The 20,169-nt window shown below is 60.8% G+C and carries 20 protein-coding genes and 1 tRNA gene; 9 read left to right on the top strand and 12 right to left on the bottom strand.

Features of this window, described 5'->3' with window-relative positions:
- Positions 1 to 41 precede the first annotated feature (41 nt).
- From DTQ13_RS04090 to DTQ13_RS04105, 4 genes are all read right to left on the bottom strand, one after another.
- Complete coding sequence (locus DTQ13_RS04090; RefSeq protein ID WP_408610234.1) at positions 42 to 821, bottom strand: copper resistance protein B; 780 nt, start codon at positions 819 to 821, stop codon at positions 42 to 44.
- Between the two features lie 161 nt (positions 822 to 982).
- On the bottom strand, positions 983 to 2,695 hold the full coding sequence (locus DTQ13_RS04095; protein ID WP_248461172.1) for a copper resistance system multicopper oxidase: 1,713 nt from the start codon (positions 2,693 to 2,695) through the stop codon (positions 983 to 985).
- 63 nt (positions 2,696 to 2,758) lie between these two features.
- Positions 2,759 to 2,983: a hypothetical protein gene (locus tag DTQ13_RS04100; protein WP_248461173.1), complete on the bottom strand. Its 225-nt coding sequence runs from the start codon at positions 2,981 to 2,983 to the stop codon at positions 2,759 to 2,761.
- The gene (locus DTQ13_RS04105) at positions 2,977 to 3,144 is read right to left on the bottom strand and encodes a hypothetical protein (RefSeq protein ID WP_248461174.1); all 168 of its coding nucleotides are present in this window, start codon (positions 3,142 to 3,144) and stop codon (positions 2,977 to 2,979) included. The genes DTQ13_RS04100 and DTQ13_RS04105 overlap by 7 nt, the downstream gene beginning before the upstream one ends.
- Positions 3,145 to 3,270: 126 nt before the next feature.
- On the opposite strand from DTQ13_RS04105, the gene DTQ13_RS04110 reads away from it, so the two are divergent.
- A complete protein-coding gene (locus DTQ13_RS04110; RefSeq protein WP_248461175.1) occupies positions 3,271 to 3,480 on the top strand; it encodes a heavy-metal-associated domain-containing protein in 210 nt (69 codons plus the stop codon).
- Between the two features lie 85 nt (positions 3,481 to 3,565).
- Here the strand turns inward: DTQ13_RS04110 and DTQ13_RS04115 are convergent, their stop codons facing one another.
- Positions 3,566 to 3,868 (bottom strand): hypothetical protein, encoded by a 303-nt coding sequence (locus tag DTQ13_RS04115; protein WP_152332652.1) that lies wholly within the window; start codon positions 3,866 to 3,868, stop codon positions 3,566 to 3,568.
- A gap of 347 nt (positions 3,869 to 4,215) precedes the next feature.
- Here DTQ13_RS04115 and DTQ13_RS04120 point away from each other — a divergent pair, with 347 nt between their 5' ends.
- Complete coding sequence (locus DTQ13_RS04120) at positions 4,216 to 4,626, top strand: colicin V synthesis protein (RefSeq protein ID WP_192848680.1); 411 nt, start codon at positions 4,216 to 4,218, stop codon at positions 4,624 to 4,626.
- A gap of 342 nt (positions 4,627 to 4,968) precedes the next feature.
- Here DTQ13_RS04120 and DTQ13_RS04125 read toward each other — a convergent pair whose 3' ends face one another.
- Together DTQ13_RS04125 and DTQ13_RS04130 are read right to left on the bottom strand one after the other, a co-directional pair.
- Positions 4,969 to 7,158, bottom strand: a complete 2,190-nt coding sequence (locus DTQ13_RS04125) for a peptidase domain-containing ABC transporter (protein WP_081562428.1) — start codon at positions 7,156 to 7,158, stop codon at positions 4,969 to 4,971.
- Positions 7,155 to 8,555 carry an HlyD family efflux transporter periplasmic adaptor subunit gene (locus tag DTQ13_RS04130; RefSeq protein WP_086441863.1) on the bottom strand — a complete coding sequence of 467 codons (1,401 nt, stop codon included), beginning with the start codon at positions 8,553 to 8,555 and terminating at the stop codon, positions 7,155 to 7,157. The genes DTQ13_RS04125 and DTQ13_RS04130 overlap by 4 nt, the downstream gene beginning before the upstream one ends.
- 214 nt (positions 8,556 to 8,769) lie before the next feature.
- Between DTQ13_RS04130 and DTQ13_RS04135 the strand changes: the two genes are divergently transcribed.
- Both DTQ13_RS04135 and DTQ13_RS04140 read left to right on the top strand, forming a co-directional pair.
- A complete protein-coding gene (locus tag DTQ13_RS04135; protein ID WP_043559475.1) occupies positions 8,770 to 10,113 on the top strand; it encodes a TolC family outer membrane protein in 1,344 nt (447 codons plus the stop codon).
- An 87-nt stretch (positions 10,114 to 10,200) separates the two neighbouring features.
- Positions 10,201 to 11,637: an MATE family efflux transporter gene (locus DTQ13_RS04140; protein WP_081847677.1), complete on the top strand. Its 1,437-nt coding sequence runs from the start codon at positions 10,201 to 10,203 to the stop codon at positions 11,635 to 11,637.
- On the opposite strand, the gene DTQ13_RS04145 is transcribed toward DTQ13_RS04140, so the two are convergent.
- Both DTQ13_RS04145 and DTQ13_RS04150 read right to left on the bottom strand, forming a co-directional pair.
- Positions 11,634 to 12,302 (bottom strand): S9 family peptidase, encoded by a 669-nt coding sequence (locus tag DTQ13_RS04145; protein WP_248461176.1) that lies wholly within the window; start codon positions 12,300 to 12,302, stop codon positions 11,634 to 11,636. The genes DTQ13_RS04140 and DTQ13_RS04145 overlap by 4 nt on opposite strands.
- The gene (locus tag DTQ13_RS04150) at positions 12,296 to 13,579 is read right to left on the bottom strand and encodes a hypothetical protein (RefSeq protein WP_248461177.1); all 1,284 of its coding nucleotides are present in this window, start codon (positions 13,577 to 13,579) and stop codon (positions 12,296 to 12,298) included. Before DTQ13_RS04150 ends, DTQ13_RS04145 begins: the two co-directional genes overlap by 7 nt.
- A gap of 112 nt (positions 13,580 to 13,691) precedes the next feature.
- Between DTQ13_RS04150 and DTQ13_RS04155 the strand changes: the two genes are divergently transcribed.
- Positions 13,692 to 14,396: a DedA family protein gene (locus DTQ13_RS04155; RefSeq protein WP_227449746.1), complete on the top strand. Its 705-nt coding sequence runs from the start codon at positions 13,692 to 13,694 to the stop codon at positions 14,394 to 14,396.
- A 148-nt stretch (positions 14,397 to 14,544) separates the two neighbouring features.
- Here DTQ13_RS04155 and hemJ read toward each other — a convergent pair whose 3' ends face one another.
- From hemJ to hemE, 3 genes are all read right to left on the bottom strand, one after another.
- Positions 14,545 to 14,991: a protoporphyrinogen oxidase HemJ gene (hemJ, locus tag DTQ13_RS04160; RefSeq protein WP_043559109.1), complete on the bottom strand. Its 447-nt coding sequence runs from the start codon at positions 14,989 to 14,991 to the stop codon at positions 14,545 to 14,547.
- A gap of 80 nt (positions 14,992 to 15,071) precedes the next feature.
- The gene (locus DTQ13_RS04165) at positions 15,072 to 15,761 is read right to left on the bottom strand and encodes an HAD family phosphatase (RefSeq protein WP_086441861.1); all 690 of its coding nucleotides are present in this window, start codon (positions 15,759 to 15,761) and stop codon (positions 15,072 to 15,074) included.
- The gene (gene hemE / locus DTQ13_RS04170; RefSeq protein WP_248461224.1) at positions 15,758 to 16,795 is read right to left on the bottom strand and encodes a uroporphyrinogen decarboxylase; all 1,038 of its coding nucleotides are present in this window, start codon (positions 16,793 to 16,795) and stop codon (positions 15,758 to 15,760) included. The genes DTQ13_RS04165 and hemE overlap by 4 nt, the downstream gene beginning before the upstream one ends.
- Before the next feature lie 227 nt (positions 16,796 to 17,022).
- Here hemE and DTQ13_RS04175 point away from each other — a divergent pair, with 227 nt between their 5' ends.
- The 4 genes from DTQ13_RS04175 (at position 17,023) to DTQ13_RS04190 (ending at position 20,163) form a co-directional block, all read left to right on the top strand.
- Positions 17,023 to 17,613 carry a nucleoside triphosphate pyrophosphatase gene (locus DTQ13_RS04175; RefSeq protein WP_248461178.1) on the top strand — a complete coding sequence of 197 codons (591 nt, stop codon included), beginning with the start codon at positions 17,023 to 17,025 and terminating at the stop codon, positions 17,611 to 17,613.
- Between the two features lie 120 nt (positions 17,614 to 17,733).
- Positions 17,734 to 17,809 (top strand) — tRNA-Ala (locus tag DTQ13_RS04180).
- A 135-nt stretch (positions 17,810 to 17,944) separates the two neighbouring features.
- A complete protein-coding gene (locus DTQ13_RS04185) occupies positions 17,945 to 19,966 on the top strand; it encodes an FUSC family protein (protein ID WP_248461179.1) in 2,022 nt (673 codons plus the stop codon).
- Positions 19,960 to 20,163: a DUF1656 domain-containing protein gene (locus tag DTQ13_RS04190; protein WP_043559119.1), complete on the top strand. Its 204-nt coding sequence runs from the start codon at positions 19,960 to 19,962 to the stop codon at positions 20,161 to 20,163. The genes DTQ13_RS04185 and DTQ13_RS04190 overlap by 7 nt, the downstream gene beginning before the upstream one ends.
- Positions 20,164 to 20,169: the final 6 nt, after the last annotated feature.

A 20,169-nucleotide genomic window follows, 5' to 3' on the forward strand; every position in this document is an offset into this window, starting at 1 on the left:
CAGCCAAAGCAGAGTCGGCATGGCAGGCTGTTACCATTATTTCAGAACCAGCTCCTGATTCCGAACGTGAAACGGGCCTCACTTGCCCGCTCGCCTCGCTTCCGGGCCATGTGGCGTCCCTGGGTGAGGGGGGAATCATATGTAACAGCCACATAGGGGGCCATTTTGCGCCAGACCTCATAACGCAGGCGCAACCCGGTATCGATGTCCGACAGGCCTGATCCGACCTGTCGCCGGGGATCGGCCCGGCTATACAGATTCAGCTCCACCTGTGGCTGGAGAATCAGCCTGTTGGTCAGCAGGATGTCGTAAGACCCTTCAAACCGTCCCGCCACGCCACGGTCACTGAAATAACCGGTCGCCTGCACCTCAAACTGGTACAGGGCCAGTCCCTCCACACCAACCGCTCCCCAGGCACGGGTCGGACCACTGTCCAGGTCCAGCCGGAGGCCCCCCTGAAGGTTGAAATAGGTGGATATGGCCCGGCTGTAGAGCAGTTCCTGGTCTCCGTCACGGACCCTGCCTTTCGTCATGGTGCCTTCACTCTTCAGCCAGAGGCGGTTGTAGTCGCCACCATACCAGGCCTCCCCATCCCAACGGAGTGAAGACCGGCCACCCGCCTGGTAGCGCCCCTCAAACTCATCCAGCACACCATGGAACCAGCGGCCCATGTCCATGGCCTGCATATGATGGCCAATATCCACGACAGGGCCGGGGGCATCAACAGCCCTGTGAACGACATGCGGTGTTTTCTTCCGCACCTGGTAAGGCGCTGGCGGGGCTTTCTGCACAGCCGGAGGCGCCGTGGTCGGCATCTCCATGTCTGCCATGTCCGACATATCCATATCATCCATGGCCATTCCGGACATGTCATGAGCCATCGTCTGGCCCGGTCGGGCCGATCCAGCCATATCATCCATGGCCTGGGCTGGCAGGGCCAGAAAGCAGGCGACAAGCCCCAGGGGCAGCATGTCTTTTCCCATCATGAGATGACCACCTCCCGGAACATGCCTGTCTGCATGTGATACATGAGATGGCAGTGATAAGCCCACACACCCGGCGCATCCGCCGTGACCAGAACACTCATGCGGGACCCCGGCTGTGAAATGACGGTATGTTTCAGGGGACGGTGCTGGTCATCCGCCCCATTTTCCAGCTCACTCCACAGGCCATGAAGGTGAAGGGGATGTTCCATCATCGTGTCATTGATGACCGTGAACCGGACCCGCTCACCACGGGCCAGATGGATCGGCCCGGATTCGGAATATTTCCGGCCATTGAACCCCCATATGTACCGTTCCATGTTGCCTGTGAGGTGCAGGATGATTTCTCGTGAAGGCGGTCGCTGGTCTGGCGGCGGACGCAACGCCACCAGATCACTGTAGGCCAGAACCCGGCGGCCCGTTCCCTCCAGCCCATCTCCCGGACTGCCGACACGCTCCACCGGATGGGTGGCGATGTTCTGGTTTTCCACATTCAGGGGCGGCGGGCCGGGATCATCAATTTCATCCGCCGGAGTCCGCTCCACGGGAGGGGACATGGGCATGCCCCCCATCGCCTTCATGCCCTTCATCATGGGCATGGCCATGCCCATGTCCACCATCCCCCGCACGGGCCGGGGGTCCATGGGAGGGACAGGCCCCAACAGACCAGGGCGAGGTGTCAGCGTGCCACGGGCATGGCCGGTGCGGTCCTCGCTCTGGGCAAAGATCGTGTAAGGCTGTGCCTGCAACGGCGTCACCATCACGACATATGTTTCCCCTGGAGCAATGCGGAACTCATCCACCGGCACGGGCACGACAGGATTCCCGTCCGCCTCCACAACCTGCATCTCCAGCCCCGGGATGCGGACATCAAACAGCGTCATGGCCGCGGCATTGATGACCCGCAGGCAGACCCGCTCTCCCGGCCGGAACAGGCCGCTCCATCCCTGTGCCGGGGCCTCACCATTCATGAGATAGGTATAGATGGCACCGCTGACATCCGAGATGTCCGTTGCACTCATCCTCATGCGGGACCATTGCAGGCGACTCTTCAGAGCGGGTATCAGCCCTCCAGCCCGGCGGCTTTCCTCCGGCAGGGACGCAAGGCTGCGCTGCCGGAAATTGTAGTAATCATCCTGCATCTTGAGATTGTTGATGATCTGGCTGGCAGACACATCCGACCAATCCGACAGCAGGACCGTATGATCCCTGTCCGCCCTCGGCAGCAGCGAAGCACCAGCTGGCTCGATAATCAGGGCACCATAGAGACCGGACGATTCCTGGTGCCCCATATGGCTGTGATACCAGTATGTCCCACTCTGAAGGACCGGAAAGGAATAGGTGAACCGTCCGCCTGCCGGAATCCCGGCAAAACTCAACCCCGGAACACCATCCTGATCACTTGGCAGGCGGACACCATGCCAGTGCAGGGATGTTGGCTCATCCATGTGATTATGAACGTGGATGCGGACGTCCCGCCCTTCCTGCCAACGCAGAACCGGGCCGGGCATCTGGCCATTGACGCAATATCCTACCCCGGTGCGGCCTGCGATACGGACATTGCGGCGGGTGATGTGCAGGTCCATCTCCAGCGGGGGCACTGCCCCGGCCGTGGCGGCCGCAGCCCGGCCCAGCCCTGGAAGGGCCATGAGCGGACCAACTGCGCCCAGCCCGCCCAGAAACTGACGGCGCAGCAAAACATGACGTGACATGACAAACTACCTGAAAAACGTGACACAGAAATGCCGCCCGGAAACAGGCAGCACAGAGACAGGTCAGACAGGCAGGATTGCTGGAGGGCGCCAGGGAAGCACGACAGCAGAACGCAGCAGCAGCCTGACATCGTGAAACGGGACCGCCCTCTGCCAGAGACCGGCCGGTTCCAGCCTCTGCCCCTCCGGCAACAGGCCGGCTTCACAGACAGCATGGTGACTCTGGCAGCAGGGAGCGATATCCTCTTCCGCATCCGGCCGGGAAGAAACAGCCGCCTCCATCACCATGCCCCCCCCGGCGGAACCATCACGGCATCAGGAGAAGCGATGTCACGGGCAGGCAGAAGCTGATGCGCAGGCGCGGACATCATCATGTCGTCCACCATGGCCATGGGCATGACAAAAGACGGCAGCTGCATCATCAGGTACAGCACCACTCCCATCATCATGCAAAAAAACCGCCCAACAGACATGAAATGCCTTTTCTCGCTCCGGAACGGACACCAGATCAGGAAGGTTCCTCCCCTGTGGGAAGACAGTCCCCTGCCATCCCTTATCATGAAACGGGATTTTTTATGAGCGAAACCCTCGTCCTCCCTCTCACCGGCCTGAAATGTGATGGCTGTGTCCGCTCTCTGACCCGTGCCCTTGAAGCCTCTCCGGCCATCGAGACGGCCGCCGTCACGCTCGACCCGCCACAGGCACACATCATTTTCACTGGCCCCGCCCTCTCCAGGGAAGACTGTGCACTCCTCATCCAGAAGGCCGGTTTCGGGACGGTCTGAAGAAAAAACCACCGGGGTCCATGGACCCCGGTGGTTCTTCAATATCCATGTCACCGCCCTGGACAGGCGGTCATGTCATGGCGGATCAGAAAAGTCCGCCGCCCTTGGGCAACAGGCTGCCTGTCAGGAAGGCCTGCACCGCACCGTCGCGGTAGCCCTGCGTCCCGACATAACCACCGGACAGACCCAGCATTGCGCCCGTCAGGCCACCAACCGTCAGTCCCAGGATCACGCCGACAGCCTCGGCGATCACGCCGACACCGATGACACCGCCCGTACCGTTGGCACCACCATTGGCACCACCCGTGAGACCACCAACGGCTGCGCCGACGATACCATCCACGACGCCGCCAACGAGGCTGTCCGCAAAACCAAGCGAAGCGCGCACAGGAAAAAGACCAGTGCTGCTATTGCTGCTTCCTGAAGAAGCCGTCCCGTCGCGGTAGCCGAAAAGACCACCACCAGATACCGCGCCAAGCTCGTTAAAAGAAAGTTCACGCATCATCCAGAACCTTATCGAAATAACCCGCACCCAACAGCAGATGCGAGTGATACTTAAAAGCAATTAAATTATGTTATAATTATGGTCTAACACTGTAATAATTTTTTTTTATACAATTTTACCGCTTTTCATACTATTTTTCTTCTTTGTTCACGTTTTTTTCAAAAAAATAGTACAAGAATACTCCCGGTTCATATCATAATGAACCACATTCTTTCTTTTTGAGGTACACAATGCGTGAATTGAGCGTTGCGGAACTGGATTCCGTTTCCGGTGGCGGCTTCCTGGGTAACCTTCTTGGTTTTGGCAACAATCAGGCTGCCAATCAGGCAGCTGGTCGCGGTACATCTTCCGGTCTCGGTGACTCCATCATCGGTGCTATTGCCGGGGCTGCCATTGGCGCAAACAGCGGTATGATCATCGGCGGTATCCATGGTGGTGACGGCGGTGGCGTTCTGGGCATTGGATCTATCGGTCAGGCTGTTGGTCTGGTCATTCCGACGCTCATGGGGGCTATCAACGGTGGTATCCTTGGTGCGATCTATGGCTTCAGCAATGGCCAGACATGGATCAACCAGCTTATCCAGGGCACGGCCAATGGTACAATTGGCCAGGGTCCGAATGCAGCAGCAATCCGGATCTGATACCAAGTCTTCATCAATGTATCCTTGAAGTCTGAGGAACACCCGTCAAGCCTCCCGGGCTTGGCGGGTGTTTTTTATGACGCCCACCACATTATGTCTGCAAAAGTAACTCACACTCCTCTCTCCATATCCAAGGTTCTTATTAGATCGTTCTGATGATCTGCAGACACTCCGGACGCAGATTCCTAAAAGAATGCGGCCATATTTTGCAATTGATCGTACCTCCCCTCACCAAAGACCAAAAACACAAATAACTTTATCCGCAATAATAAAAAGCACCTGCCGACATGTGATCATGTCCAATCATCCATCCCCCCCCTCCTGCTTCCCCCGGAACCAGCATCAGTCCGGGCTGGGGCTTGGCAGACCGGTCACGATGGCCGACGTTTCTTTCGCCAGAGTGTCCACGATCTCCTGCGGCAACCCCATGGCAAAAATCCTGTCCGCCCTCTCTGCCGTGCCAGGGCGATGCGTCACGATCACCCTGGTGATGGGCAGTTCATTCAGAACCGCTTCCACAGCCTGCTCGGAAGCAGGATCAAGGTTGCTGGTCGCTTCATCAAGGAAAAGGATGCGAGGGGCCTGATACAGCGCCCGGGCCAGAATCAGGCGCTGCCTCTGCCCACCAGAAAGCGTGCTGCCCATCTCGCCCACAATGGTTTCAAAGGTCATCGGCATTCGCTGGATGTCCTCATATATCTGTGCATTCCTTGCACAGTCGGCCACCCATTCCATATCCATCTCATCGTCAAAGCCGGAAATATTTTCCGCAATGCTGCCAGAGAAAAGAATGTCATCCTGAAGAACACCGGCAATCCGGGCGCGGTAAGCGTCCCTGTTGGCGGCCTTCAGCTCCATGCCTTTCCAGAATATCTGGCCCTCTTCCGGCTGGATGAGCCCCATCAGCAGCCCCAGAAGGGTGGATTTGCCACAGCCGGACGGACCGATGATCGCCAGGCTCTCTCCGGGATGGACCTTGAGATTCAGGTTGCGGAAAACCCACGCATCTTCCTTGCCATACCGGTAGCCAAGATTGCGACATTCCAGCATGGGAATTTCCGGATTCTCCATGCCGTCATCATCGGAAACACCCGCCGTTTCGCCCAGCGGGCTGTCTGCTTCGTTCCCTTCAGCCTCGGCCAGAGCAATGTCGGACAGACGGTCACACTGGACCTTGAGGTTCTTGATCTTGAACACGACGCTGATCAGATTGCCCACCCGGCCACAGAACTGGTCACGATAGCTCATGAAGGCCATGAGCATACCGATGGACATGGCACCGGACATCACCATCCTGGCCCCCAGCACAAGGGTTGCCACCTTGTCCAGAGCGACCAGGAATTCCTGTGCACGGGCAAAAATGAGATCATACCGCTGGATACGCAGCCCGGCATTGATGTTGTCAATCATCCGGTTGGTCCAGACAACCGTCCGGCGCCGCTGCAACCCCATCAGCTTGATGCTGCGGATACCCCGCAGGGTTTCGATGAAATGCCCCTGCTGTGCAGCCGAATGAACCAGCGATTCCTCGGTCATTTCCTTGTACGGACCATACTGGATGAACCGCACGACCAGATCCACCAGCACGGTGATGGTCACCAGCGCTGCCAGCCATTTGCCGTACATGATGATCATCACCAGCATACCGATAGCCATGATGCCATCCAGAATGCTCTGCACCAGATCCGTCGTGAAGGTATGCTGGATGGCCCCGAGACTGCCAAAGCGGGACATGATGTCACCGGCCCCACGCTTGGCAAAAAAGTCCTGCGGAAGGCTGAGCAGGTGGGTGAACAGGCTGACATTCCACTGCAGGGAAATGCGGGTGGAAAAAATCATCACCAGCCATGTGCGGAAGGTAGAGATCACACCCTGCACGATGACGAGAATGAGCATCCCGGCAGCGATGGTCCAGAGAAGGGACTTGTCCCCCGTTGTCAGCACTTCATCAATGACGACCTGCCCCAGCATGGGGTTGATCAGGGCCAGGACTTCCAGCCCCAGGGACAGCCCTCCAAGGGTCCAGAGGACCGTCTTCAGCCCCACGATGTGGCGGAACATGTCCCCCACCTTCAACAGGCGGCGGTCATCCTTCTTCTCGAACTTCGTCTCAGGCGTCAGCTCCAGCGCCACACCCGTAAAGTGGCGGGACACTTCCTCAAGGGATATCTTCCGTTCACCACGGGCCGGGTCATTGATGACGATACCGGTATCCGTCACCTTCGTCATGACAACGAAATGATTGAAGTCCCAGTGCAGAATGCAGGGACGGGCCAGCTTGCCAAGGTCGTCCAGCTCCAGCCGGACAGGCCGGCAGTGCAGCCCGTAACGTCCGGCAATTGTCATCAGGGCCCGCAGGTTGAGCCCCGTACCGGAGACAGACGTCTCCCGCCTGATGGAAACAAGGTCAACCAGCCGCCCATAATGGCACAGCACCATGGCCAGACAGGCCAGTCCGCACTCTGCAATTTCTGTCTGAAGGATGACGGGAACCTTACGCCGGAAACCAGTATGGATAGTATGGAGATTCACGGCGTCCCCTTCGTGTCATTCTGTCTGGATGGAGCAGGTGAGGGCGTATCCGGCTGGGCGGCACTATCGGCCAGGGACCGTGCCGGTGCACCACCACCCGATATGGAGCGGACCGTATCCACCATGGATACGACCGGGTCGAGCAGCCACTGGTAGAGTTTGCGCTGGTCGATGGCGATTTCGGCATCCACGGCCATGCCGGGCTTCAGTTTTTCATGCTTGCCATAAGCAATGACGAATTCCTGGTTCGGACGGACACGGATACGGTACACATCCGCCCCCGGCTGGGGCGCAGAAGCACTGCCACCCTGCTGCCCTGTCCGGGCAGCGTAGTTGCTCCGCTCCGGCAGAGGCGCCTTGGTAACCTCCACCACTTCGCCCTCATAAAGACCAAAACGCTGGTACGGATAGGCAGCATATTTCAGCAGAACATGCTGCCCGGGCCGAACAAACCCTATGGCCTGGCTGTTCACGTAAAGTTCTGCCTGCAGGGTCGCCCTGTCGGGCAGGATGCTCAGCAGGGACTGCCCCGGATTGACACGCTGGCCTACAACCGTGCGGATACCATCAACCGTACCGCTCACACGGGCATTGATAACCCCCATGCTCTGCCCATGCGCTTGGATGAGCTGCCTCTGCACGTCCGAAAGGCGGACAGCGAGATCATTCATGTCCTCGGCCACCTTGTACTGGTGCCGGTTGATCCGGTACTGAAGATCCGCCATATGCCCGCTCATCTCAACCAGCGTCCGCAATGTCTGGGACTGCGTGTCCATGAACTGCACATAGCTGAACAGCTGACTCTGAAACTGCGTTTCCGTCACGAGGTGGCGGTCCATGGCTGTCCGCATCTCATTCATGGCCCGCTCGATCAACGGCAGGGACTTCTTGTCCCGTCCTGACTGCTCCTGCAACATGCCATACTGCTGACGCAGGGACTCCAGCTCATCCTTCAGGGAGGAGAGCTCCACGGGCGCATCAGCAGCGAGCAGATTCTGGCGATGTTCCAGCAGGTCCTTCTGTCGGCGCAGCCCTTCGACAAGCTGCTGCCCGGTGGCCCCATCCTCCGACCAGCTGGAAACATCCACGCTGAAGAGCCGTTCCCCCGCCGCAACATGATCGCCCTCATGAATGTGGATGGCCGCAACGACACCACCCTGATCTGCCTCCGCAACGACCAGCCCCTCTGGTGGCAGCATGACACCATTGGCATGGATGCGCCGCGTATAAGACCCGAAAAAAACGTAAATCCCCACACAGATAACGAGCGCCACCGTACAGAGCGCTGCAATTTTACCCGAGAGAGGCTCGATCAACTGGACGGAGCCGATCCACGCCTCCTGCCGCCATTTCAGGGCCTCCCCCCTGAAAAGCGGGCTTGCTGAGTCTTCCGCCATACACCACACAGTACAGTTAAACAAAACGATAAGGAAATATTAATAATTTTCAGGAATAATACTATAGTGGTCCACAAAACAAGCAAGTCGTTAAATGGCTAATGCTTTATTAATTTAGGGTTAATGACTTATGTATCTTTTCTTTTGCTTGCCAGAGAAAAGACACGCCTTTCGTCTGATAGCGTCCATCGGGCTCTTTTCGCCGCTTCCTGCCATGGCGGCAGACCCGGACCCTGCTCCTGCGCCCGTCACGCATCTCTCCCTGCCGGAAGCCATGGCCATTGCCTATCGCTCCAACCCGCAGATACTCCGTGAGCAGGCCATATTGCGGCAGACTGATGAATCCATGCCGGAGGCCCTGTCCGGATGGCGGCCCACCGTGAGCGGAAGTGCGACCGCCAACTACAACGAGTCCAACTACGTCACCTTCCCGTATGGCGGGAGCTTCCGGTACAATCAGAAATTCAGGGCCCCCGGCTATGCAGCGGGCGTGACCATCACCGAGCCCATCTTCCGCGGAGGCAAGACATGGGCTTCCATGCACAAGGCCCGCAGCTCCATCCTCGGGGAACGGGCACACCTTGTGGACATCGAGCAGCAGCTCTTCGTCAATGTTGTTTCCGCCTATGTTGCCGTCACACAGGCCCGGGCCCTGCTGACCCTGACACGGGAAAATGAACACACGCTGGAAGGGCAGGTCCAGCTGACTACACGACAGCTTGCCCTGAACCAGGCCACCCGCACCGATGCCCTCCAGGCGGAATCACAGTTTGAGGCAGCACAGGCCTCCACCCGTCAGGCCGAGGGACAGGTCCGCGTGGCAGAGGCAACGTTCCAGCGTGTCATAGGTATCATTCCGCCAGAGAAACTGTCTCCAGCGGAGCGGCTTCCGTCCCCTTTCGTTTCGGAGGCGCAAATAAACCAGCTGGCCATCAATGACCTTCCCCAGGTCATGCAGGCCCAGTACCAGCTGGAATCAGCAAAACATGATGTCCGGCTGGCCATCGCCGACCTGCTGCCCCAGATATCCGCCCAGGCCTCCTACCAGAGGCAGGTGAACCAGGGGAACGGCAAATTCTCGGAAGACGCCACAGCCGTGATGCTTCAGGCCTCTCTTCCGCTCTATCAGGGCGGTGCGGAATATGCCCGCATCCGTGCCGCCAAGCAGGCCGTTGATGCAGCTCTCCACAATCTGGCCGAACAGCGGCGTGAGGCCCGCGAGAATGCCATGAGCGCCTGGCAGAAACTGACAGCCGACAGCGACCAGCTCGCCCGCAACCAGAAAGCCGTCGCCACCGGTGTGGAGGCCCTCCATGCCATCCAGCAGCAGGAACTGCTGGGCGTACGGACCACCTTTGAAGTTCTCCAGCAGCAGGAACTGCTCTTCGACCAGCAGAAAACCCTCGTCCAGAATGCAGCCAACCTGATTGAGGATTCCTACCATCTGGCCGCTGCGACAGGCCATCTGACAGCCAAAGAGCTCAACCTGCACGTCTCCCTGTATGACCCGCGCGCCCATTACCATCAGGTGAAATGGAAACTCATCGGAATGGAGTAAGTCTCCTCCCCCAGACATGGCAGACACGCTGCTTTCCTTTCATTCTGCACTGGCCCTGCCCCGGCAAACAGGGCAGAATGAAGAGCCATGCAGCCGAAGCCTGATCCTACCCTCACCCCGGTTTCTTCCCCCGTCACTCCTGCCGGGGGCAAGGAGTCCCCCTGCGCCCGGCAGAGAGCCAGACGGGCCAGATTCGTACATGGCAGCATCATGCGCCATGTCGTCACCATGGCCGGGACAGGCGCCATCGGGCTGATGGCCGTCTTTTTCGTGGACCTGCTCAATTTCTTCTACATCTCACACCTGCATGACCCGACGCTGACAGCGGCCATCGCCTTCGCCACCTCTCTGGGGTTCGTGCAGGTGGCCGTCTCTCTGGGCATGTCCATCGGGCTGGGAGCCAGCACCGGCCGGCTTATCGGGGCCTGCCGCCATTTCCGGGCCAGACGGCAGGCTTCCGCCTTTCTGGTGCTCATGCTCGCTGTCACCAGCACGCTGGGATTGATCACGGCCTTTCTGGCCCGCCCCCTGCTGGCCCTGCTCGGCGCCCATGGTGCAGCGCTGGAACACGCCACGCATTTTCTCTACATCACCTCCCCCGCCCTGCCGCTGGTCTGCCTCGGCATGGCTCTCTCCTCCCTGCTGCGGGCCGTGGGGGATGCCAGAAGTGCCATGCGGGTCACCCTGACAGGGGCCGCCTGCACGGTCATCGTGGACCCCATCCTGATCTTTGGCCTGCATCTGGGGCTGGAAGGGGCGGCCATCAGCACGGTCCTGTCCCGCTGTGTCATCTCTCTCAGCGGGTTCCTCAATCTCCGGGGGCATGACATGCTGGAGCGTCCCCGCCTGAGGACGATCCCCAATGCCAGCCGGGCCATAGGGGCCATTGCCCTGCCCGCCATCGGCACCAACATGGCCACCCCTATCGGAAACCTCATCGTCACGCACGCCATGTCCCGTTTCGGGCTGGAGGCCGTCTCCGGGCAGGCCGTGGTGGACCGCATGGTGCCGGTCGCCTTTGCCTTCGTCTTTGCCCTGACAGGCTCCGTCGGCCCCATCATGGCCCAGAATCTGGGAGCACGGCAGCCGGACCGGGTGAAAGAGACCTTTCTCTGCGCCCTCAAGCTCACGGCCCTCTGTGTCGGGCTGGACTGGCTGGTCTTTGCCCTTGGCGAGCCGCTGATCCTCCAGATATTCCATGTCCAGGGCACGGGGGTGGAGCTGGTACGGCTCTTCTGCCACTGGGCCGTGGCCAGCTACATGTTTGTCGGGCTGCTCTTCGTCTCCAACACGGCTTTCAACAATCTGGGGCACCCCCTCTACTCCACAGCTTTCAACTGGAGCAGGGCCACAGTGGGGACCATTCCCTTCATAGCCATCGGCATCCATTACGGGCCCAAAGGGGTGATGATCGGTCAGGCCCTGGGCGTCACGCTTATCGGCTCACTGGCCCTTGTCGCTGCCCTCACCGTCATCCACCGCCTCGGCCAGACGCTGCCCCAGCGGAAGGGGAAAATGCGCTAGCCTCTCCTGCCAGCGAACACGTCCCGGTAGAAAGCCAGCTCCCGGGCAAGGGAATCCGCAATCACCCCGGCATCCCGGAAGCCGTGCCCTTCACCCGGATAGACATGCAGCGACGAGGCCGGAAGCTGCTTCTGCAAAGCCTGCCCCTGAGACAGCGGCACGACACGGTCTGCATCCCCATGAAGGAACAGGACGGGAGCCGTGATCTTCTCCGGCCATGACAGGGGAGACCGGGCCAGATACACGGCCTCCTCCTCCGGCCACGGCGCCACGAGACCATCCAGATACCGGGCCTCGAAACGGTGCGTCTCCTCGGCCAGTGCCCGAAGGTCCGTCACGCCATAGAGCGATGTGCCCGCCACGAACAGGTCGGACCGGGCCAGAGCGGAAAGGACCGTCAGCCCCCCGGCACTGCTGCCCCGGATGACACAGCGTTGCGGGTCCACCAGCCCCTGCTCGATCACCCCCTGAACGGCCCGGCAGCAGTCCTGCACGTCCAGCACGCCCCACTGGCCATCCAGTGCCGCCCGATAGGCCCGGCCAAAACCGGTGGACCCACGATAATTGACATCCAGCACCGCAAAGCCCCGGGATGTCCACCACTGGACCTTGAAGGACAGGTCCGTCCGGGCCTGCCCGGTCGGCCCTCCATGAACGATCACCACAAGAGGGGGCTTTCCCGCCACCTTTTCACAGTGCGGCCCCGGGCGGGAGGGTAGAACTGGGCATGGAGCGGCCCCGGCCCGTTCTCCACGGGAAAGGACAGCGTCTCCGGCAGGGCGATGTCCACCGCGACCACATGAGGCGGCATCTCCCAAGCCCTGCGGATGATCTCCCGGTCTTCCGCAGCTCCGTCCAGCGTGCCGAGCATCAGGGCAGGGGGACCATCCAGCGGGCTGTTCAGCCATGCAAAGCGTGAGCCTCCCTCCAGCGGCACGGGAACATCATCCGGCACAGCCCCTGCCAGCACGTCCCGCCAGCCTGAAGCCGGTTCATGCAGCAGGGTTACCGGCACGCCCTGCCGCACACCACGGGCCAGCAGCCGTCCCCCCGGCAGGGCCGCACAGCAGGACTGCCCGAACACCCAGGCAGGCAGCCCCACCTCGGCCGGAGCCGGGGGCAGGGGACAGGCCCGCCATGCCGTGCCGCCCCCGGTGATGTCTTCCGGCTCAAAAGCAACCGGCGTCCAGTGCCGGTCAGACTCAGGCGAGGCACCAGCCGGAGCGGCATCGGACAGCGCATGAAGCCGCCGCCCATCCCAGAACGGCCCCATGACGCTACAGTCCTGCCCCGTTCCACCAGTCAGGCAGACCGTCCCGCCCGCACCGGACAGGTCCGTCACATACAGGCCCGTTTCCGTCCATGGCATATGCGGATTCTGCCATGCGATGAAGGCCAGAAACCGCCCATCAGGTGAAAACCGGGGCGACATGTAAAAATCCGCCCCACTCTGGAGGGAGTGGAGCCGCCCCTGTGCATCAACCTCCACAAGGTCGGCCTTTTCCTCCCCGGAGGGCGTTTCCACTTCCCGCACGCAGACGAGCCGTCCGTCCTGAAGGGACAGGTCCGCATAACGGCATGTCACGCCATCATCACCGGCAGCCGGGCAGAGCGGTTGGGCGGCCTGACCGTTGCGGCTCCGCCAGAGGCCACCCTGCCTGCTGTCGCTGAACAGCACGACCATGTCCGACCCATGACGTTCCGCAGCCCAGGCCCCACCACCATAGACATGCATGTCCGTACCCACCTGGGCCTCTGGTGGGGTGAGATCGTGCAGGGTGCCATCCGGCGCACGCCCGACCACGACACTGCGGCCCTGTTCATCCGGCCGCCGCTCCAGCCAGAGCACCCATCCCGCCACGGCCCTGATCTCCGACAGGCTGCGTGTCCGGCGTGTCATCAGCTCCGGCGTGACCCAGGGCAGGGAAGGGGCTGCTGTCATGATGTCTCTCCTGCAAAAAACGTTCTTGCCTTATTTCTGCCTACCCCAGTATTCTGACAGGAGAAAGCACTGGCAGGCCGTTGCTGGACCGGGTTTCTTCTGACTGGACTTGGTGCGGCGCAGTGCCCCCTTTCTAGAGGAAGCCCATCCCCTGATACAGCATCTCTCCGCCTTTCTTGAGCATCTCCCCCCGCTTTATGCCTATCTGACACTAGGGTTTATCATTCTGCTGGAAAGCACGGGGATTCCCCTGCCAGCCGAGAGCCTGCTCATCTTCGCCTCCCTCTATGCCTCCCACACGCACCACTTCACACCGGAGGGGCTGATCATCGCCGCTGTCAGCGGGGCCATCATCGGGGACAATGTCGGATACCTCATCGGCCATCAGCTCGGTTATCATCTGCTGGAAAAACACGGGCGCAAAATCGGCCTGCACAAGGACCGCCTCACCCTTGGCCGCTATCTCTTCCGCCGGTTTGGCGGAGCGGGCGTGCTGCTGGGCCGTTTCATCGCTTTCCTGCGCATTCTCATCGCCCTCCTCGCCGGGGCCTCCCGGATGCCCTGGCTGCCCTTCTCAATTTACAATGCCCTTGGCGGGCTGCTCTGGGGAACATGCTATGTTCTCGTCCCCTACGAACTGGGCAGCCAGATCGACAGCTTTACGGGGCCTCTCGGCATCGGGCTTGCCGTTGTCATGCTGGCAGTGCTGGGCGGGTCGTTCCTTTTTCTCCGCCACCACGAACATGCCCTCATCAGGAAAGCCCTTGCCGATGAGAAACGGCGTGAGGCCAGAAAGAAACGGGCGCATCAGCACTGATCGGGCAAGAGACGTTTCCTGCCCGTGACCATCGTGGGTCTCCTGCCGCTTTGCACTGTCTTCTGCCTGAAGAGCCAGCCGGAAGAGAACAGATACGGCTTCTGCCCTCATTCCCACTGAAGCCTGAGGGAGGGGAATCCCCCTCCCTTTATGGGCGCACCACGATCATGATGACGATGAGGACCATCAGGATGGTCGGAATCTCATTGGCAATGCGATAGAAACGCTCACCATGCCGGTTACGCCCGGCAGCAAAATCACGGCGCCAGACAGAGCAGGCCCCGTGGAACATGAACATGCCCAACAGGCAGAAAACCTTGACCCACCACCAGCCGGAGGACCAGCTCACCACCCCCGGGAGAGAGGCCATCAGAGCACCGGTAAAAAAGGTCACAATCATGGCCGGTGCCATGATCTGCTTCTGAAGGCGACGCTCCATCAGGCTGAAACGGGTACTTTCCTCAGAGCCTGCTTTTATCTGCGTATGATAGACGAACAGCCGGGGCAGATAGAACAGTCCTGCCATCCATGACACGAAAGCCATGATGTGCAGTGAGACAAACCAGTTCAGATGCTTCAGCAGAAACAGTGCCATAATCCCGTTACCTTCCGTTCTTCCCGCCTCCATCATGGGGCGGTCTTCCCGCACATCAGACAGCCTCTCCGGCTGTCATGTCATTTCCGGGCCAGGGCCCCCTCAAGAAGGGGCATGACCTCATCGAGATGCTCCACCCGCACGAATCCCTCCACGGGCCAGAAGCCCGGCAGGGGATGGGATGCCGGACGCAGCAGGATGCAGGACATGCCGGCCCGGCGGGCTGCTTCCGCCCCCGTGTCACTGTCCTCGATCACCACCGTTTCCTCCGGCCGGACACCTTCCACCTCGGCCCCATGCAGATAGACGGCCGGGTCCGGTTTGGGATGCCCCATATCGGCAGCCGAATGGATGCGGGCCTCCGGCAGGAGGCGATCCATCCCGGTAAAACCGAATTTTGCCTCCATCTCCGCCATGGATGAGTTGGAGCCGACACGGACAGGAACATGCCGTGCCGCCAGAGCCTCCAGCAGGGGAACGGCCCCAGCTACGGGTTCCGTACCTTCCTTCATGAGCCTGACAAGATTGTCCCGCATTTTCGTGTGGGTGCCCGGGGGCAGGGGATGGCCCAGCTCCGCCTCCAGCTCCTTCACTACCTGCGGCAGGGCCTTGCCCGCAAAGCGGGCCAGCCCTTCCTCATCGGAAATGTTCAGGCCCAGCGAGCGGGCAAACCCCGCCGTCGCCCGGCAGGATGGCCCTTCACTGTCAATCAGCACGCCATCACAATCAAAAATGACCAGCTTCAGCCCTGGCCGTAATGCGTTTTTCATGACTGGATGTCCCTGATCGTCTCAACCAGCGTGGCCACATGTTCCGGCGGCGTGGTCTTGATGACACCATGTCCCAGATTGAACACATGTGGCCGCCCCCTGAGGCTGTCCCGGATGCGGCGGGCTTCTGCCTTCAGGGCCTCGCCACCATTCAGCAGGATCATCGGGTCGAGATTGCCCTGGAGGGTCACTGTCTCGGGCACCATTTCAGCCACCTTGGCCATGTCCGCCACCGTATCGAGGGCCAGGGCATTGATGCCGGTCTTCTCGGCATATTCCGCCACCATGACACCGCCCAGACGAGGGAAGCCGATCAGCGGCACGTCAGGATGGCGGGCACGGATATGGGCGACGATCTGCCGTGTCGGCTCGATCACATGACGGCGGAAAGCCTCCGGCGGCAGGATACCCCCCCAGGAATCGAACAGCATGACTGCTTCCGCTCCGGCCTCGATCTGGCCGCACAGCATCTCTGCCGTATTGCGGGTCAGACTCTCCATCAGCCTGTCGAACAGGGCCGGGTTCTTCTGCATCATCGCCCGGATATGGGCGAAATCACGGGAGCTGCCTCCTTCGACCATGTAGCAGGCCACCGTAAAGGGGCTGCCCGCAAAGCCGAGCAGGGTCGTCTCCTCCGGCAGTTCCACACGCAGGCGGCGCAGGGCCTCCCGCACGGGGGCGACCGCTTCCATCATCCGGCCTTCATCCAGCCGGGCAAGGTCAGACTCGCTGCGGATGGGCGTCATCACCGGGCCACGCCCTTCCTCAAAGCGCAGGTCCTGCCCCATCGCCCAGGGAAGGATGAGGATGTCCGAGAACAGGATCGCCCCGTCCATGCCATAGCGGCGGACAGGTTGCAGGGTCAGCTCCACGGCGATGTCGGGCGTCATGCAGCGTGTGATGAAGTCCGCCTGCTCCCGCATGGCCCGGAACTCCGGCAGATAACGCCCCGCCTGCCGCATCAGCCAGACGGGCGGCGGCCAGACGGCCTCACCCCGCAAGGCCCGCAGAAGCGGCTTGTCCTGTCTGTCCATCCCTAGGGGAACTGCTCTGTCCTGCTGTGTCATGCCTGCGCCCTGTTCAAAATTCCGGAAAAGGGAGGGGGAGTCACGCCCCTGCCACGGCCATATCCATGATGGCATCCATATATGGCTATCCTTGCCCCGCAGGGGCGGCGGGCGTCAACTGTGGAATGAGGCACTGTCATGCGACGGAATGATATGATAGCGGCTGTCCGGTCATCTGCACGGAGGTTCCCCCCATGCCTGTTCTTGCCAGCGGTTCTGCCATCCGGCTTCAGCTTCTTCACGCTGCCGGAGTGCCCGTCACGGCCAGCCCGGTTGATGTGGATGAAAACGCCCTGCGCCGGAAGGCCGAAACGGAGGGCCTCTCCCTGCGGGACACGGCCCTCGCCCTGGCCCATGCCAAGGCAGACACGGCCTCCGGCCAGCACCCCGGACGGTTCATCATCGCTGCGGACCAGATTCTGGAACTGGAAGGCCGGGCCTTCGCCAAACCGGCTGACCTGACCGAGGCCCGCACCCATCTTCTGGCCCTGCGGGGCCGGACCCATGCCCTCCATGCCGCCGTGACCCTCTGGAGGGACGGTCAGCCCCTCTGGTCCCACATCAGCAGCCCGACCCTGACCATGCGCTCCTTTTCGGAGGTGTTTCTGGACGATTATCTCCAGAAGGAAGGGAACGTTCTGCTCTCCTGCGTAGGGTGCTACCGGATCGAAGGGCTGGGCATCCAGCTTTTTGACACTGTAACCGGGAGCAGTGATGCCATTGCCGGGCTGCCGCTCATCCCGCTGCTGGCTGCCCTGCGACAGCATGGTATCCTGCCTGGCTGACAGGCAGCAGGAAGCCCGTGCAATAATTTATGGAAAAAATTGCATCTTCCCCCTTGCCTTTTCCTCCCATGTGGGGATATATGCTCCCCACACGGTGCGTCGTCGACACACTGCAAAAGTGGGGCCATAGCTCAGTTGGGAGAGCGCTTGAATGGCATTCAAGAGGTCGTCGGTTCGATCCCGATTGGCTCCACCAGATATCCTCTTACAAATTGTTCCATGTGAAACATCAGCCAGCTTACCTGCCTGATGACAGTGCCTGTCCCGGCCTTGGCTGCTCTGCTGTTTCATGCCCGGTCGTGCGTTTTTCCTGATGCAGGCACCCCTTGCCATGATGTCCCGTCTCCGGGTGGCCGCAGGCAGCATCTTTCCACCAGGCTGGTGGGGCTTCACCCTGCGCATCTGGGCAGCGCTCGTGCTGGCCCTGCTGGTTGCCTTCTGGGCGCAGATTGATTCTCCCGCCAGTGCTGCCGTGACCGTCATGCTGCTGGCACAACCCCTGCGGGGGCAGGCCCTGAGCAAAGCCTTCTACCGGGTGGTCGGCACTCTGGTTGGTGGTGTCGTGGCCCTCTGCCTTGTCTCCATGTTCGGGCAGGAACGCCAGCTTCTGCTGGGTGGTTGTGCTGTCTGGATGGCCATATGCGCCTATGCTGGCACGTTGCGCCGAGGATTCCGGGCCTATGGGGCCGTCCTTTCAGGCTATGTCGTGGCCCTGATCGCCATTTCCCACATTGATGCCCCCCAGAATGCCTTTGATGTCACGGTGGCCCGTGTCTCCACCGTGATGATCGGCGTTGCCGCCATTGCCACGGTCGCCCTGCTTTCCGGTACACCGCATGTCTGGCAAAGACTCGTGCGCAGTCTGCAGAAAACGGCAGCCGAAGTACGCCATGAAACCCGTCTCGCCCTTGATGACACCGTGCCAACCCTTTCCCCGCTGGAAACCATAGCGCTTTCCAGCACGGTCTTTGCCCTGACCCACCAGGTGCATGATACACGCACGGAACTGACCCGAGGTCGGCTGCGCGCAAAAGGGGCACAGGTCTGTCTCATTGGCATGGTGACGGCCCTGTCCTGCTGCCGCAGCCTGCTGGCTCTCATGCGCCAGGCCACCATCGCCCCCGCCGTGCTGGCCCTGACACGCTTCGACATACACGCCCCTTCTGGCACGGACAGAGAAACCATCCTGGCAGACCTGCTCGGCCGCCTGCCGCCAGAGGCCCCCCGGCTGACCCTGGCCGATGCCTGGCGCCTGGAGCGCACGGCCAGCCTGATTGCCAGCCGTCACATCAGCCGCAAAGGTCTCAACACGCTGCTGAAGGCAGCCCCACTGGGCCAGGTAAAAACCATGAGCCGGTTCGCCTTCCACCCGGACAGGATCGCAGCTCTCGTCAATGCCATCAGGGTGCTGCTCTGTTTCAGTGCGGCAGCGGCCCTCTTCATCGGCAGCGGCCTGCCCAATGCTGCCACGGCACTCTCTCAATGCGCCATGCTGCTCTGCCTGGGCATCACCCAGCCCAACAGTGCCGCTTTCGGCCGGGGTATCCTGATCGGAACACCGCTGGGCATCCTGACGGCGGGGCTGACCTCGTTCTTCATCCTGCCGCATGTCAACACCATGATGGGCATGGCCATTGTCATGCTCTTCCAGGTCATGTTCAGCTGCCTGCTCATCATCAATCCCGCAACGGCGGCCGCAGGCTCACATTACGGCGCCTTTTTCTTCGTCTTTCTGGGGCTGAACAATCACCATGACTACAACCTTCTTGCCTTTGTGGACCGCAACACCTTCTATCTCTGTGCGGCTGGCATCACCGCCTTCTTCCTCATCCTGTTCCTGCCGCCACGGCCACGGCGGACCCGCTTCCGCATCACTCTCTCCATCGCCAGGGAGCTGGAACGCCAGTTTGCCGCCCGGTCACCATCCTTCACACCAGCCCTGCTGAGCCGCAAATATGACCGGCTCCACCAGCTCTACATGCTGAGCCAGACCATCAGCCAGGAGAAGAAAGGCAAGGCAGCCTGGAGGGTCTGCCAGCGTTTCATCAGTCTGGCAGACCTCACCACAGCACTGGCCCGGCTGGAGCTGGACCTCAAGACGGCCCGCCGGTACACGGAACTGGCACCACTGGCGGACACCATGCAGATGAGCCTGACCCGCATGAAGCTCTTTTCACTGGCAGACCATCTGCCCCTCATGGCAGAGAAGATGCTCTCCCGGGCGCCAGCCTCCAGCGGGCCTGCCCATGTTGCAGCGGTTCTATGTGCTGCAGGGCTGGAGGAAGTCCGCTTCCTCCTCCAGCAGAACGGATCCGCGCTCCGCCATTACGGAATAGGGCGCAGGCGATGGTAACACGCCACCTTGTCATCAATCTGGATGGGCTGTTCGTGTCCTCCTTCATCATCGACCTGGCCCTGGCCCTGCTGGGGACCTTCCTGCTCCGCCTCATGCTCCAGTGGATGAGGCTCTGGCGTTTCTTCGCCAACCCGCCTCTGGCACAGTTTGCCATCATGATCTGCCTGCTCGGCCTGTTCACCATCCTGCTATAAGGCTGC

Source organism: Parasaccharibacter sp. TMW 2.1888 (assembly GCF_023167265.1).
GTDB lineage: Bacteria > Pseudomonadota > Alphaproteobacteria > Acetobacterales > Acetobacteraceae > Bombella > Bombella apis.

Bases quoted from the DNA above. Each gene is read 5' to 3' on its own strand.
- DTQ13_RS04090 (WP_408610234.1), bottom strand. From the start codon at position 821: ATGGAGATGCCGACCACGGCGCCTCCGGCTGTGCAGAAAGCCCCGCCA.
- DTQ13_RS04095 (WP_248461172.1), bottom strand. From the start codon at position 2,695: ATGTCACGTCATGTTTTGCTGCGCCGTCAGTTTCTGGGCGGGCTGGGC.
- DTQ13_RS04100 (WP_248461173.1), bottom strand. From the start codon at position 2,983: ATGGTGATGGAGGCGGCTGTTTCTTCCCGGCCGGATGCGGAAGAGGAT.
- DTQ13_RS04105 (WP_248461174.1), bottom strand. From the start codon at position 3,144: ATGATGATGGGAGTGGTGCTGTACCTGATGATGCAGCTGCCGTCTTTT.
- DTQ13_RS04110 (WP_248461175.1), top strand. From the start codon at position 3,271: ATGAGCGAAACCCTCGTCCTCCCTCTCACCGGCCTGAAATGTGATGGC.
- DTQ13_RS04120 (WP_192848680.1), top strand. From the start codon at position 4,216: ATGCGTGAATTGAGCGTTGCGGAACTGGATTCCGTTTCCGGTGGCGGC.
- DTQ13_RS04130 (WP_086441863.1), bottom strand. From the start codon at position 8,555: ATGGCGGAAGACTCAGCAAGCCCGCTTTTCAGGGGGGAGGCCCTGAAA.
- DTQ13_RS04135 (WP_043559475.1), top strand. From the start codon at position 8,770: ATGGCGGCAGACCCGGACCCTGCTCCTGCGCCCGTCACGCATCTCTCC.
- DTQ13_RS04140 (WP_081847677.1), top strand. From the start codon at position 10,201: ATGCAGCCGAAGCCTGATCCTACCCTCACCCCGGTTTCTTCCCCCGTC.
- DTQ13_RS04150 (WP_248461177.1), bottom strand. From the start codon at position 13,579: ATGACAGCAGCCCCTTCCCTGCCCTGGGTCACGCCGGAGCTGATGACA.
- hemJ (WP_043559109.1), bottom strand. From the start codon at position 14,991: ATGGCACTGTTTCTGCTGAAGCATCTGAACTGGTTTGTCTCACTGCAC.
- DTQ13_RS04165 (WP_086441861.1), bottom strand. From the start codon at position 15,761: ATGAAAAACGCATTACGGCCAGGGCTGAAGCTGGTCATTTTTGATTGT.
- hemE (WP_248461224.1), bottom strand. From the start codon at position 16,795: ATGGACAGACAGGACAAGCCGCTTCTGCGGGCCTTGCGGGGTGAGGCC.
- DTQ13_RS04175 (WP_248461178.1), top strand. From the start codon at position 17,023: ATGCCTGTTCTTGCCAGCGGTTCTGCCATCCGGCTTCAGCTTCTTCAC.
- DTQ13_RS04185 (WP_248461179.1), top strand. From the start codon at position 17,945: ATGATGTCCCGTCTCCGGGTGGCCGCAGGCAGCATCTTTCCACCAGGC.
- DTQ13_RS04190 (WP_043559119.1), top strand. From the start codon at position 19,960: ATGGTAACACGCCACCTTGTCATCAATCTGGATGGGCTGTTCGTGTCC.